Here is a 13,033-nt window from a genome sequence, read left to right on the forward strand (position 1 = left end):
TCAGTTAGACGCGACGGTCGGCCCGGCCGCCATTTCCGGCCCCCCAACCCCCTTGCGCCCGGGGGCGGGGACGCGCATAAGGCCGCCATGAACATGCAAGCAAACGACGAATTGGAATTGTCCGTCGCCCGCCTGGCCCTTGGCGGCCGGGGCGTGGCGCGCCTTGACGGCATGGTGGTTTTCGTGGACGGCGCGCTGCCCGGCGAGACCGTCATGGCCAAGGTCACCCAGGTGAAAAAAGGCTTTGCCGAGGCCGTGGCCGAGCGCATCATCACCCCCGCCCCCGAGGCTGTCGAACCCCATTGCCCCCACTTCGGCGTCTGCGGCGGCTGCGACTGGCAGCGCCTGGACTACCCGGCCCAGCTGTTCTGGAAACGCGAACAGGTGGCCGAAACACTCGCCCGCCTGGGCGGTCTGCCCGACGTCCCCGTGGCCGACACCGTGGCCTCGCCCGAGGTCTACGGCTACCGCAACAAGATGGAGTTCGCCTTTGCCGGCCGGCTCCACCTGGGCCTTCGCGAACGCCGCAACCCGGCCCGGGTGCTGGATATCGACACCTGTCCGCTCATGGCCCCCTGGGCGGCCGAGATGGTGAACGCCGTGCGCGAGCTGTGCCGCGAAACAGGCCTGGCCGCTTACGATCCCCGCACCGGCAAGGGCGTGTGGCGGCATCTGGTGCTGCGCGACTCCCGCCACGACGGTTCACGCCTGGCCCATATCATCACCGGCCCCTCCCGGGCCGCCGGCGACGCCGTCCACACCCTGGGCAAGGCCTTGCTGGCCCGGTTCCCGGAACTGACCGGCTTCGTCCATTCCGTGCGCCGCGCCCCCACCCCCGTGGCCCACGGGGAACGCCAATCCATCGTGCTCGGCCGGGGCCACCTCACCGAAAAAATGGGCCAGGCGACCCTTCGCGTCCTGCCCGACGCTTTCGCCCAGACCAACACCGGCGCTGCCCAAAGCCTTTACGAGATCGTCGCCCGCGAGGCCGGCAGCGACCCGGTCGGCACGGCCCTGGACCTCTACTGCGGCTCGGGCGGCCTGGCCCTGAACCTCGCCCCGGCGTTCGCCCAGGTGCGAGGGCTGGACATCGATGCGCGCTCCATCGAAAGCGCCAAGGCCTCGGCCAAGCTCTCGGAAGCGCCCAACTGCGTCTTCGAGGCCGCCGACGCGGCCGACGCCCTGGACGATCTGGCCGGCGATCCGCCCACCGTCGTGGTCCTCGACCCGCCCCGGGCCGGAGCCGCGCCCGAGGTCATCGCCGCCATCCTGCGGACAGCGCCGGGGCGCGTGGTCTACGTGTCCTGCAACCCGGCCACCCTGGCCCGGGATCTCAAACGCCTGGCCGAAGCCTACGACGTGACCAGCGTCACCCCCGTGGACCTCTTCCCCCACACGGCCCATATCGAAGCCGTGGCGAGTTTGACGCTACGGGGGTGAGAAAGGGGGGAGGCCTCCGGCGGCTGGGGGCCTGAGGCCCCCAGACCCCCCACATGGTAAAAAGTAAAGCGTCCTGGGTTCGTTGGTCGGACCCGGGACGCTTTGGCGTTGATGCGGGGAATTACTGGACGCGGCAGGCCGGACAGTTGGCCGCCAGGGCCTTGCCGCCGTCAACCTGCCCGGCGGCCAGCAGGCAGGCATTGACCGGCGCCTCGTCCAGGGGCGGCGCGGCAGCGGCCAGGCAGGCGTCGCCGCCCGGCAGTGCCGCTTCAGGCAGGCCCAGCCACTGACGGCCCACGAACCGGGCCACCACCTCGCCGGCCAGCCGGTTGCCGGCCACGTTCCAATGAATTTCCCGGGGCGGATACAGCATGTCGCCCCGGCCGGCGGCGCAGACAAAGGCCGGGGTCAGGTCCAGCACCGCCACCTCGGGCGCGGCTTGCCCCAGCACGGCCCGGGCCATGCGCCCGGCCAGCCAGGGATCATAGCGCTCGGTCTGGCCGCCGGAAAAAGCCGCCGCCTCGCGCCACAGCCCCGGGCGCGCCGCCACTTCCGGCGGGGCCAGGACCACGGCCGTGGGAATGCGCCGCTGCCGGCCCAGGCGCTGCAGATCGCGCCCCAGCTCGGCCAACGCCTGCCAGCCCTTGGACAGTTCGCCGCAACGGGCCGCCTCGCCAGCCACGGCGAAATTGGCTGTCTGGCGCAGGTAGCGTTCGGGCGGCAAGGGCGCGTAGAGCGGCGAAAACGGCTCCGGCGCGCCGGTTTCCACGTACGCCCCGGCGAGCACGAAGTCGGCCAAGGCCGTCGTGTAGTCGATCAGGCGCAGGCCGAAACGATGGGGCGGCGCGGTCAGGCGCTTGCGGTCGTTGGCCACGGACACCGGACAGGCACGCAGCACGGCGTTGACCGGCTGGTCCGGGTCGGCCGCTTCCCAGGCCGTTTCCTGGGGATCGTTGCCCAAGAAAACCACGACCAAAAGGCCGTCGGCCTCCACACGCCCGCTCCAGTGGGCCAGGGCCTTGCGGTAATGGGCGAAACTGGAGCCGGGTTCGCCAAAATTGACCAGCCGCGTCCGCGCCCCAGCCTCGGCCAGGGACCGCGAAGCCGCGCCCTGCAGGGTGTATTGCGGCTTGACCGTGCCGCAACAGTAGGAATCCCCGAAGGTGAGGATACGAAATTCCCCGGGCGTACGCCGCCGGGGCAACGGTTTGTCGTCGTTGTAATTAAGCGCCGCCAGATCAACAGCCTCGCCTTCGGCGGCCAGGGCCTGGCTATCGCCAAGGGCATCGATCAGACGGCAGACCATTTCGCCGGCAGCAACAAACACGCAGGCCGTAACGGCCAGGATGCAGCAAGCCTTTCGCATGAACCCTCCGAACGCACCGCTTGTCGCGGCCTGTTCCCCGGCCATGTCGCACGGGGCATCCCGGAGGTTTCACTTCCCCTGTCGCGGCAACGACGCTATCTTGCCCCAGCCTCCCAAAACGCCCAACAACACGCCGGAAAACACGCATGACGACGCCCCCCTATCTGCTGCGCCTGCGCCGGGCCGGCGACGCCGCCGCCGTGCGCCGTGTCCTTGACGACGTGCTGCCCGACTTCGCCCACGTCTTCCCGGCCGACAAGACCGCGCCTATCCTGGTCAAGCCCAACGGCAACGCCAACATGAACGCGCTGACCGGCAACACCACCGACCTGCGCCTGCTCGTCGCTTTGCTCGGCCATCTGCGCGACGCCGGCTACACAAACGTCACCGTGGGCGAAGGCACCAACAGCGGTTTTTACCGCAACAAGATCGGGGTCATGGAGCGCCTGCGCCTCAACGCCGCCGCAGAGCGCTTCGGCTACGCCGCCATCGACCTGAACCAGGCCGAAGGCCTGCCCGTGCCCTTCGAAAACGGCGTGACCGCCCTGGTCGCCCGGCCGGCCCTGGAAGCCGCCCTGGTCATCAATCTGCCCAAGCTCAAGACCCATTTCGAGGCCGGCATGTCCGTGTGCCTCAAAAACCTCATGGGCTGCCTGGTCGGCCAGGAAAACAAGAAAAAGACCCACCAGAGCCTGGCCGCCAACATCGTGAACTTAAACCTCGCCCTGCGCCCGGCCCTGCACATCGTGGACGCCCTGGTCGCCATGGAAGGCCTTGGCCCCACGCGCGGCACGCCGCTTCGCCTGGACGCCCTGGTTTTCGGCGAAAATCCCTATCTCATCGATCTGGCCTGCGCCCGGCTGGCCGGCTTTCCGGCCGACAAGGTCCGCCCTCTGGCCGAGGCACGCCGCCGGGGACTGGCCAGCCCGGACATGGACGCCTTCCTGGACGGCCTGGCCCTGCCGCTTCTGGCCGGCCGCCCCCTGGCCCCGCCCGTAGCCGGACCGCTGGCCACCTTCATCCACCACCCCAAGCGCCAAAAATACTTTCTCGCCATCCGCAACACGCCCTTTTTCACCTGGCTGGCCGGCACGGACTGGTTCGGCGCGCTGCTGTTTAAAACCGGCCTGCGCCAGGACGTCTTTTGCCGCGACGAACTGCGCCTGGACGCGCTCACCCTGGACGCGGCCGCCTGCGACGACTGCGGGGCCTGCCGCCGCTTCTGCCCGGCCGGTCTCGATCCCAAGGCCGTGGCCGCCTCCGGCGACCGTTCCCAGTGCCTGGCCTGCCTCTATTGCCTGCTCGTCTGCCCCCGCCGGGCGCTGACCTTCCACGGCGAACCCGGCTACCTGACCGAGCAACTGCGCCAATACGACGCCCTGGTGCGCGAACTGGACGGGAGGCAGGCGCATTGGCAGGGTGAAGTGTGAGAGAAGAAAAGGCGAAAGATGCCCGGCGGCCGGGGGGCTAAGCCCCCCGGACCCCCTGAATGGAGAAAAGGGTAAAGGGTTTCCGTCGCGGATTGGTTTTTTTGTCGGTTAGCCAAGCAAAGGGGTGGCGTTGCCCCGGCCGAGAACCGCGGCCAAGGGGCATAGCCCCAGACCGCCATACTAAACGAGGCCGCCTTCCCGAATCGGGAAGGCGGCCTCGAAACGTTTCGGCGACGACGCCTTAGGCGTTGCGCAGCTTGACGATGATCTGATCCATGTCGCCGGACAGGTCGGCCAGGGCGTGGACGGCCTGGGCCGACTCGTGCATCCCGTTGCTGGTGGTTTCCACCACCTCGCTGACCTCGTTCATGGCCCGGTTGATCTCCTCGGCGGCGGCGGACTGCTCTTCGGCGGCGGCGGCGATGCCGGCCACTTCCCGGGCGCTGGCCTCGGCCAGGGCCAGAATCTCGCGCAACACCCCGCCGGACTTGCCGGCCAGCTCCGTGGCCTCGGTCACAGCCTGGGCCGCCTTGTCCACGCTGTGGATGTTGCCGGTCACCGACTGCTGGATGCTGACCACGGCCTGGCCCACTTCCTTGGTGGCGGTCATGGTCTTTTCGGCCAGCTTGCGGACCTCGTCGGCAACGACCGCGAAGCCGCGCCCGGCCTCGCCGGCCCGGGCCGCCTCGATGGCGGCGTTTAAAGCGAGCAAGTTGGTCTGGTCGGCGATATCGGAGATGACGGACATGACCCGACCGATGGCCTGGGTCTGCTCGCCAAGGGCGCTCATGGCCGCCTTGAGGTCGGCCGACACGGCGTTGACCCGGTCGATGGAGCGCATGGATTCCGCCACCACTTCCGCGCCGGTGGAGGCCTTGGCCTTGGTGTCGTCGGCGGACTGGGCGGCCCGGGAGGCATTCTTGGCCACGTCCAGGACCGTGGAGGTCATCTGGGCGATGGCTTCCACGACCTCGCGCAGCCGGTCACGCTGGTGGTCGGCCCCGGTGCGGACCTGTTCCACCTGGGATTCCAGCTGATTGGAGGCGGCAATGATGCTTTCGATGACCACGCCGAGATTCTCGGCGGCTTCCTGCATCCCCTCGCGCTTGGCGATCTCGGCCATGGCCCGGGCCTTTTCGGCTTCCTCCCGGGCGGTCTCGGCGCACTTGGCCTCTTCGCCGGCCTCGCGGCTCATGGCCTCGGCCTCGGCGATCTTGGCCTTGAGGCTGACGACCATGCGCTCCAGGGTGTTCTTGAGTTCCTCGGTTTCGCCGGAATAGCGTCCCTCGGCCACCGCGTCGAAGTCGCCGCGCGACACCTTGCGGGCGTAATCCATCACCCGGCGAAGCGGCGCGGTCATGCCCCGGGCCGTGAAGAACCCGACGACCATGACGATGAGCGCCACCGCCGTGGAAGCGGTCAGGGCCGAATAGAGGATAGTGCGCTCGGTGGCGTCGATGCTGGCCCGGTCGCGGCCGATAAAGAGCATGCCGGCGACCTTGCCGTCAGCCCCGTACATGGGCCAGTAGGCGGTGTTGTAGTCCTGGCCGAGGATCTTGTTGACGTTGAGAAAACGTCCGCCCTTTTGGAGCACGGTCTCAAGCACTTTCGGGTTGTCCATCCTGGTGCCCACAGCCCGCTTGCCGTCGCGTTCGATGGTGGTGGCCACCCGGGTGTCGCCGTAGAAAATGGTGCATTCCGTGCCGAGCACCTTTTTGATGTCGTCGACAAAGGCGTTGCTGGAGGACAGGTTGATGCCGGTGGTCACCGAACCGACGATCTTGCCGTCCTGGTAGACGGGATAGCCGGCGCGCAGGGAAAACTTGACGGCCGTGCCTTCTTCCAGGCCAACCGATCCCTGGCCGGCCAGGGCCTTTTGGACATTGAGCTGATTCTTGACGGAATCGCCGGACTGGTCGGAGTGCCCACGGGCCACCACCTTGCCTTCGGCGTCGGCGATGGTGACGAATTCGATGCGCAGCTCCCGCTGGGCGTCCTTGGCGATCTTGACCAGGGCGGCCTTGTCCTTGGCCACGATGGCGCCGGCCACGTCAGGCCGGGTGGCCAGAAGGTAGGTGACGCCCTTGACCTCGCTGCTGGCCTCCTTGAGCATGGCATCGACGGCGTCGGCCTTGGTGTCGATCTCGTGCTGGCTCATGCGGTTGAGCCCGTCGGACAGGTAATAATGGACGGTCAGCGAGGTGGCCAAGGTCAGCAGGATCACGGTAAAGAGCAACAATGCAATGATCTTTCCGGTGAAGGTCAGCCGCATACGCACCTCCTGGGCCGCCCTGGGGTCCCCCCCGGGAAACGCCTGTCGTGAAATTTTACACGATCTCTTGCCGTAGAAAAGACAGAATGATTATAGGAAAAATAATCATCCGTGGAAAGCGATTCCCACCACTGCGCGCGAATTTTCCGCTCCGGGAAGACGACTTATCCGAATTTTTCACAAGCCAGGACGCTGGACGGTCACGGCCGGGCCAATAATCTGGCCAACAGGAATCCCTGTTTACCCGACCCAAGGGCCCGCACTTCCACCCAGCCCCCGGGCACGACCGTCACAACCGACACCCGATCGCCGTCATGCAGGTCTTCCAGCACATCGCAGGTCAGGCTCGGACAATCGAGCAGATTGGCCAGCGGCGCGGCCACCTTGTATACGCTGGCCGGGTCCACCGGCCCGGACGCCGTCTTGCCGCCCAGGCATCCGCCCAGCATCATGGCCGCCGCCAACAGCATCCCCAAGCCCCCCCACCGCCGCAGCATGCAAGTTGTCGCCGTCATCAGACTCTTCCTTATTTTTTTGAGAACAAGAATCATTCCTATTGCCAAAACAATCTGCTTGGACTATTTCTCTCCGCGTTGGCCGCGGTGGCCGCAACGGACGGGCCGACCAAGGCGGCCTGGCATCCCTTGCCGGGGCGTACCTGGCCAGGGGCCAGCCGTCGCGGCGACCATTCCGCAGCGTCGCCTTGTCCGGCCCGACAGTCGCGAGCCGCCGCGGAAAAAGTTGTCGCCCCGGCCGTGGGCGCGTTTGGTCGCAAGGCCGTGGCTGGCCCTATCGGGATGTTGCCGGCCAAGGGGCAGAACCCGGCCAAGCCGGGACAGCCCGGCCGGGAAACAAGACGCAGGGGAGTGGGTGCGGACAGGGCCATGGGCCGGCCGGCCGGAGCTAGTTGCCGTCGAAGGTGCGCATTTCTTTTTCGAACGCCCGACGAGGAGCCTGGGACGGACAGTTGCAGACGGCGTAGGCGGCGTCGTAGCGGCTGTCGGCGGTGATGCCGCCGGGGCCGGTGAACACGAGCTTCTCCGGGTCCGGCTGGGAGATGGCGTAGACGCCGGGGTTGGTGGCGCAGGACCCGCAGGTGACGTTCCAGGTGGACACGCCGGTCATCTGCACCTTGGCCACGCAGCAGTCGCCGTAAGGATCGACCTTGCCGGTCTTGACGCCGGAATCGGCCCCGGCCGCCGCGACCAGACCAAGGCTGAGGCAAAGCACGGCAACGAGGCAAAAAGTGTGGCGATGCGGCATGGTTCCTCCCTGGCGCGTGGCCCAAACACGGATATTTTTGGAAATTAGCCGGTCGGGACGCCCTTGTCCAGCCGGCAGCCGACAGCCCTTTGGCGACGATGGCGCAAACCAGCTTGCCTTTTGTCGCCGGGCGGGCCATAACCTGTAAGAGCGGGATTCGGACCCGGTTCCCATCCCCCAAAAAAACCAAGAGGACGTACCCATGCACGATCACGACCACGAAGAATACGACGAGTGCTGCACCGAGATCCCCGAGGCTTCCGTTGGCCAGCCGGTGGTGGACTTTTCCCTGAAAGTCTATGACCCGGCCGAGGGCTTTTTCGGCGAGATGGACATGGAAAAGCTCATGGAAGACGGCAAATGGGTGATCCTGTTCTTCTACCCGGCCGACTTCACCTTCGTGTGCCCCACCGAACTGGCCGATCTGGCCGCCAAGCACGAGGAACTCAAAAAGCTCGGCTTCGAGGTCTTTTCCGTCTCCACCGACACGGAATTCGCCCACTTGGCCTGGCGCAACAGCGAAAAGCTGCTGGAAAACGTCCAGTACAAGATGGCCGCCGACCCCACCGGCAAGGTCTCCCGCTACTTCGGCGTCTATGACGAAGAATCGGGACTGGCCCTTCGCGGCACGTTCATCATCAACCCCGACGGTGTGCTGGTCTCCAAGGAGATCAACTTCTACAACGTCGGCCGCAACGCCGACGAGCTGCTGCGCAAGTGCCAGGCCAACGTCTACCTGCGCGAGCACCCGGCCGAGGCCTGCCCGGCCAAGTGGACCCCCGGCGACAAGACGCTGACCCCGTCCGAACAGCTCGTGGGCAAGGTCTACGAGGCCCTGTCCTAGTTCCTCGTCGCATCCTCAGCCATGACAGCGCCCGAAGCGCCCGGCCCGTCCGGCGCGCTTCGGGCGTTTGGCGTTTTTGCCGCCTCCCAGCTCCCCCGCGCCGCCGTCACGGCAGCTTTTCCCGGGCCAGGGCCAGCCAGGCCCGGGCCGCCGGCGACAACCGCGCGCCCTTGCGCCAGGACAACGCCGCCCGCCAGCGCAGATCGGTCTCGTCCACCAGCACCACGCCCAGCGGCTCCAGATTGCGCCCTTCGGTCAACAGGCGCGGCAGCAAGGCCACCCCAAGACCGGCCGCCACCAGGGCAATGATGAAATCCAGCTGGCCGCTGCGGGCCGCCAGGCGCGGCGCAAAGCCCCGCAGGGAACAAGCGTGCTCGATGCGCGTATTGAGGGCGAACCCCTGCTCAAAAAGGATAAACGGGTCGTGCGCCAATTCCGCCAGCCGCAGGCGCTCCCGGCCGCGCAGGGGATGGTCGGCGGCCAGCACGGCCATCATGGGATCGTCGCGCACCGGCTGCCAGGAAAAGGCCTCGCCAATGGGCAGAAGCGACACGCCAAGCTCCACCTCGCCGGCTAAAAGCGCCTCCTCCAGCCGGGCGCTGCCCTGCTCCATGAGCTCGATCTCCACATTGGGCCAGCGGCTGCGATACTCGGCGAAAAGCGGCGCGAAAAGCCGGGCGCTGCCGAAAATCGGCAGTCCCAGGCGCAGCCGGCCCGATAAAAGCCCGCGCAAATCGGCCAGTTCGGCCGCCAGATGCTCGCTCTCGGCCAGCATGGCCAAGGCCCGAGCGTAAACCAGCTCCCCGGCCGCCGTCAGACGCACGCCGGTCCCCAGCCGCTCCAAAAGCGCCTCGCCGCACTCGGCCTCCAGCTGCCCCACCGCCTTGCTCACCGTGGACTGGGTGGAGAAAAGCGTCCGGGCCGCCCTGGAAAACCCGCCCTGGCGCACCACTTCCACAAAGGCTTTCAGATTGCGCAGTTCCATGCCCATTCCAATACGGAATAGCTTTCATTCCGACAATTCATTTCACAAATGGGCGGCCCGTACCTATCTCAGAGCCAGGCAAGGAGTTGCCGCCATGACACTGGAAACAACAACAATGAAAAAAGGCCTGCGAAGCCTCGTCGAGACCACGGCCCAAGGGCTCGCCCTGATCGGCCTGTGGTGGATCTGCGACGCGGCCGTGCGCGCGGCCGGGCTGCCCATCCCGGGCGGCGTGGCCGGCATGGCCGTGTTGCTGGCGCTTCTGGCCTCCGGCGCGCTGCCCGTGGGCTGCCTGCGCCTGGGAGCCAAAGGACTTTTAAACCATATGCTGCTCTTTTTCGTCCCGGCGGCGGTGGTGCTGCGGGACCATGCCGAACTGCTGGGGTCCACGGGACTCAAGGTCCTGGCCGTCATCGTCGTCGGCATCCTCTCGGTGATGGCCGGCACGGCCCTGGCCGTGGAACTGCACATCCGCCTGAGGTCGCGCCATGTCCGCTAACCATTCCGCCCTGTTCTGGCTGGCGGCCACCCTGGCCGCCTATGTCGTCTCGCGTGTCGCCCGGCACTACGTGCGCGCCTGGTGGACCTCGCCGCTGCTTTTAACCTGCGTGCTGTGCCTGGGGCTGACCATCGGCCTGCACGCCGGCTACAGCGAATACATGCGCGGCGGCCAGTGGCTGCTGCTGCTGCTCGGCCCGGCCACCGTCGCCTTTGCCGTGCCCATCTACGAACACCGCGCACTCATCAAACGCCACTGGCCGACCCTGGGCGTGGGCGTCGCGGTAGGCTGCGGCCTGGCTTTCGGCGGCGGCTGGCTGCTCTCGGGGCTGCTTGGACTGTCCCAGGAAATGCGCCTGTCGCTTCTGCCCCGGTCGTTCACCACGCCCTTTGCCATGGACTTTGCCCGGGAAGTGGGCGGCGCGCCGGACCTGGCCGCCGTGTGCGTCATCGCCACCGGCATCCTGGGCGCGTCCCTGGGCGGCATGCTGCTCAAGGTGCTGCCCCTGCGCACCGCCCTGGCCCGCGGAGCCATGCTCGGCATGGGCGCCCACGGGGCCGGCGTGGCCCGGGCCCTGGAAGCCGGCGAAGAAGAAGGGGCCATCGCCGGCCTGGTCATGATCCTCGCCGGCGTCACCTGCGCCCTCATCGGCCCGGCCATTTCGTTGTTGGAATCGTAGGAGAAGTTTTATTTTTTTGCCTCCGGCGGCCGGGGGCCTGAGGCCCCCGGACCCCCCAAATGGGTTTTAGGGGGACGGGCGGAAGGCCGGACGAGCGCAAAGATTTGCCCCCTCCGGCGGCGGCTACCAGACCAGCCGCCGCTCTCCATACAAGAGGCCCTCGAATCCTGGCGGACTTCGAGGGCCTCATCTTTGTCGCTATAACACGATCGCCGGCCTGTGAGCGACCCGGCCGACCGGAGCACCAACCCCGCCGCCCCCCCTTTAACCCTTTCCCCATTCGGGGGGTCTGGGGGCCTCAGGCCCCCAGCCGCCGGAGGCATCTTCTCTTCCTCTTCTTATCTCTTCACTCCCTAAACAAACCACCCCTGCCAAGCCTCCCACTCCCCAACGCGCGCCGCGAAGGCGGCGTAGCCGGCCGCGCCGGGGTGGTAGCCGTCGCCCACGGTGGCCAGGCTGTCGAGGTAGGCGGACTGCCGGCACAGCGGCCGGCACATGTCGAGGTAGGGCAGCCCCATTTCGGCGCAGCTGCCGGCGAAGACGTCGGAGAGTTCCTCGATGCGCGCCCGGTAGGCGTCGTCGAGGACCGGCGGCGGCCCGACCATGAGCGTCGGGCACAGGGCGCTGGTTTTGCTGACGATCTCGAAGAGGTTGTCCACGGATTCGGACAGTTCGACCTTGCGCCGGCCGTTTTCGATCTTGACGTCGTTGACGCCAAAGGACAGCACGATGCGGGCTTCGTCGCGGGGGAGCAAGCGCGGCGGCAGTTCGCGGCCGAGGCGGTTTTTGATGTGGCGGCTGGTTTCCGAGCGCACGCCCAGGTTGTAGAGGGTAAGCCCCAACCCGGCGGCCGACGCAGCGGCGCACAGCCGGCCGGGCCAGCCGAGGTAGGTTTCGTCGCCGACGCCCACGGTCAGCGAATCACCGACAAAGACGATGCGCATGGCGGCCTCCGGGTGCGGTTCAGTCCCACTCGCCGTGGGGCGGGTTGGCCTTGCCGGTCATGGACGCGATGTCGATGCGCACCACGGCCGTGACGGGCACGACTTCGGGTTTGAAGCCGTCGGTCGGGCCGCCGTGGCGGCGCATGATGACCTTGAGGCCGGCCAGCTTTTCCGCTTCGTCTTCGAGGATCACGGCCGTGCCGAAACCAATGATGGACTTATAATAAGTGGTCCAGTCGCAGGGCCGATCTCCGGTGACGATCTCCACATCGGCGTCGAGTTCAAAGCACACGTTGGGATTGGCCCGCAGGATGTCCATTTTCTTCCCTTTTTTCGAGGAATGAAAATAGATGCGGCCCGGCTCGTAGCCCATGTTGACCGGCACGACATAGGGCCATTGACCGTCGAAGAGCCCAAGGCGGCAGATCCGCGACTGCATGAGCAGTTGTTCGAGGATCGCCTTGTCCTTGATTTCCCGTTCCTTCTTGCGCATCCCGTACTCCTTGCCCGATCCGCGCCGGGCGACGTAGGCATTGTCCGATCAGGCCGAAGCCAGGGCGTCGAGAAACTGGTAGGTCAGGGCCTTGATGGCCGGGAACACTTCGCGTCCGGCGTGCATCTGCTTGGGATGGTGCACGGTTGGTCCGGGAACCGCCACATCGGCGGCGCAGTGTTTGATGAGGTTTTGCATCCCCATCGGCGTGGTTTCCAGATGGTATTGCAGCCCCACGACCTTGTGCTTATAGACAAAGGCCTGATTGGCGCAAGCGGCCGAGGAGGCCGCGTGCACGGCGCCGGGGGGGATGGCGAAGGTGTCGCCGTGCCAGTGGAAGGCGTAGTAGGACTCGGGGAAGCCGGCGAAAACCGGCTCGGCCAGCCCTTCCGGGGTCATGGTCACCTTGAACCAGCCGATTTCCGGGACCGGATTGCGCGACACCGAGCCGCCCAGGACCACCGAGAGGAGCTGCGCGCCCAGGCACACGCCGAGCACCGGCTTGCCCGAGGCCACGCCGGCCTCAATGGCCTTTTTCTCGGCGGCCAGCCACGGATACTGCTTTTCGTCGTATACGCCCATGGGGCCGCCCATGACCACGAGCATGTCGTAGTCGGCGGGCGACGGCGGCGTCTCGTCGGCGTACAGGCTGGTGGAAACGACCTCATGGCCGCGTTCGGCGGCCCACAGGCCGATGGCTCCGACTTCTTCGAAGGGAACATGATAAAATGCGTGCAGACGCATGGGAACCTCCGGTATGACGTTGGGAGCCGCCGGTCAAAACGGCCGGCCGCATGGTGGGTCGCCCTCCCCGGCTT

General features: G+C 66.9%; 13 protein-coding genes. 5 read left to right on the top strand and 8 right to left on the bottom strand.

What is annotated here, in order from left to right; all coding sequences use genetic code 11:
* Positions 1 to 87 precede the first annotated feature (87 nt).
* Positions 88 to 1,440, top strand: coding sequence for a 23S rRNA (uracil(1939)-C(5))-methyltransferase RlmD (gene rlmD / locus C3Y92_RS16855; protein WP_129354513.1), 1,353 nt, complete (start codon positions 88 to 90; stop codon positions 1,438 to 1,440).
* A 121-nt stretch (positions 1,441 to 1,561) separates the two neighbouring features.
* Here the strand turns inward: rlmD and C3Y92_RS16860 are convergent, their stop codons facing one another.
* Entirely contained in the window at positions 1,562 to 2,806 is a 1,245-nt protein-coding gene (locus tag C3Y92_RS16860; RefSeq protein WP_129354515.1) for a hypothetical protein, read from the bottom strand.
* 146 nt (positions 2,807 to 2,952) lie between these two features.
* Between C3Y92_RS16860 and C3Y92_RS16865 the strand changes: the two genes are divergently transcribed.
* Positions 2,953 to 4,236: a DUF362 domain-containing protein gene (locus C3Y92_RS16865; RefSeq protein WP_129354517.1), complete on the top strand. Its 1,284-nt coding sequence runs from the start codon at positions 2,953 to 2,955 to the stop codon at positions 4,234 to 4,236.
* Positions 4,237 to 4,477: 241 nt separating this feature from the next.
* Here C3Y92_RS16865 and C3Y92_RS16870 read toward each other — a convergent pair whose 3' ends face one another.
* The 3 genes from C3Y92_RS16870 to C3Y92_RS16880 form a co-directional block, all read right to left on the bottom strand.
* On the bottom strand, positions 4,478 to 6,508 hold the full coding sequence (locus C3Y92_RS16870) for a methyl-accepting chemotaxis protein (protein ID WP_129354519.1): 2,031 nt from the start codon (positions 6,506 to 6,508) through the stop codon (positions 4,478 to 4,480).
* Positions 6,509 to 6,708: 200 nt separating this feature from the next.
* On the bottom strand, positions 6,709 to 7,023 hold the full coding sequence (locus tag C3Y92_RS16875; RefSeq protein ID WP_129354521.1) for an SH3 domain-containing protein: 315 nt from the start codon (positions 7,021 to 7,023) through the stop codon (positions 6,709 to 6,711).
* A 388-nt stretch (positions 7,024 to 7,411) separates the two neighbouring features.
* Positions 7,412 to 7,771, bottom strand: coding sequence for a hypothetical protein (locus C3Y92_RS16880; RefSeq protein ID WP_129354523.1), 360 nt, complete (start codon positions 7,769 to 7,771; stop codon positions 7,412 to 7,414).
* A gap of 202 nt (positions 7,772 to 7,973) precedes the next feature.
* Between C3Y92_RS16880 and C3Y92_RS16885 the strand changes: the two genes are divergently transcribed.
* Positions 7,974 to 8,615, top strand: coding sequence for a peroxiredoxin (locus tag C3Y92_RS16885; RefSeq protein WP_129354525.1), 642 nt, complete (start codon positions 7,974 to 7,976; stop codon positions 8,613 to 8,615).
* A gap of 106 nt (positions 8,616 to 8,721) precedes the next feature.
* Here the strand turns inward: C3Y92_RS16885 and C3Y92_RS16890 are convergent, their stop codons facing one another.
* Positions 8,722 to 9,600 carry a LysR family transcriptional regulator gene (locus C3Y92_RS16890; protein WP_129354527.1) on the bottom strand — a complete coding sequence of 293 codons (879 nt, stop codon included), beginning with the start codon at positions 9,598 to 9,600 and terminating at the stop codon, positions 8,722 to 8,724.
* A gap of 94 nt (positions 9,601 to 9,694) precedes the next feature.
* Between C3Y92_RS16890 and C3Y92_RS16895 the strand changes: the two genes are divergently transcribed.
* Both C3Y92_RS16895 and C3Y92_RS16900 read left to right on the top strand, forming a co-directional pair.
* Positions 9,695 to 10,099, top strand: coding sequence for a CidA/LrgA family protein (locus tag C3Y92_RS16895; protein ID WP_129354529.1), 405 nt, complete (start codon positions 9,695 to 9,697; stop codon positions 10,097 to 10,099).
* Entirely contained in the window at positions 10,089 to 10,778 is a 690-nt protein-coding gene (locus C3Y92_RS16900) for an LrgB family protein (protein ID WP_129354531.1), read from the top strand. Before C3Y92_RS16895 ends, C3Y92_RS16900 begins: the two co-directional genes overlap by 11 nt.
* A 353-nt stretch (positions 10,779 to 11,131) precedes the next feature.
* On the opposite strand, the gene C3Y92_RS16905 is transcribed toward C3Y92_RS16900, so the two are convergent.
* The 3 genes from C3Y92_RS16905 to C3Y92_RS16915 are packed head-to-tail and all read right to left on the bottom strand — an operon-like array spanning position 11,132 to position 12,959.
* Positions 11,132 to 11,722, bottom strand: coding sequence for a GDSL-type esterase/lipase family protein (locus tag C3Y92_RS16905; protein ID WP_129354533.1), 591 nt, complete (start codon positions 11,720 to 11,722; stop codon positions 11,132 to 11,134).
* 19 nt (positions 11,723 to 11,741) lie between these two features.
* Complete coding sequence (locus C3Y92_RS16910; protein ID WP_129354535.1) at positions 11,742 to 12,215, bottom strand: pyridoxamine 5'-phosphate oxidase family protein; 474 nt, start codon at positions 12,213 to 12,215, stop codon at positions 11,742 to 11,744.
* 48 nt (positions 12,216 to 12,263) lie between these two features.
* Positions 12,264 to 12,959 carry a type 1 glutamine amidotransferase gene (locus tag C3Y92_RS16915; RefSeq protein ID WP_012750330.1) on the bottom strand — a complete coding sequence of 232 codons (696 nt, stop codon included), beginning with the start codon at positions 12,957 to 12,959 and terminating at the stop codon, positions 12,264 to 12,266.
* Between the last annotated feature and the right edge of the window lie 74 nt (positions 12,960 to 13,033).

This window comes from Solidesulfovibrio carbinolicus, from assembly GCF_004135975.1.
Taxonomy (GTDB): Bacteria; Desulfobacterota; Desulfovibrionia; order Desulfovibrionales; family Desulfovibrionaceae; genus Solidesulfovibrio; species Solidesulfovibrio carbinolicus.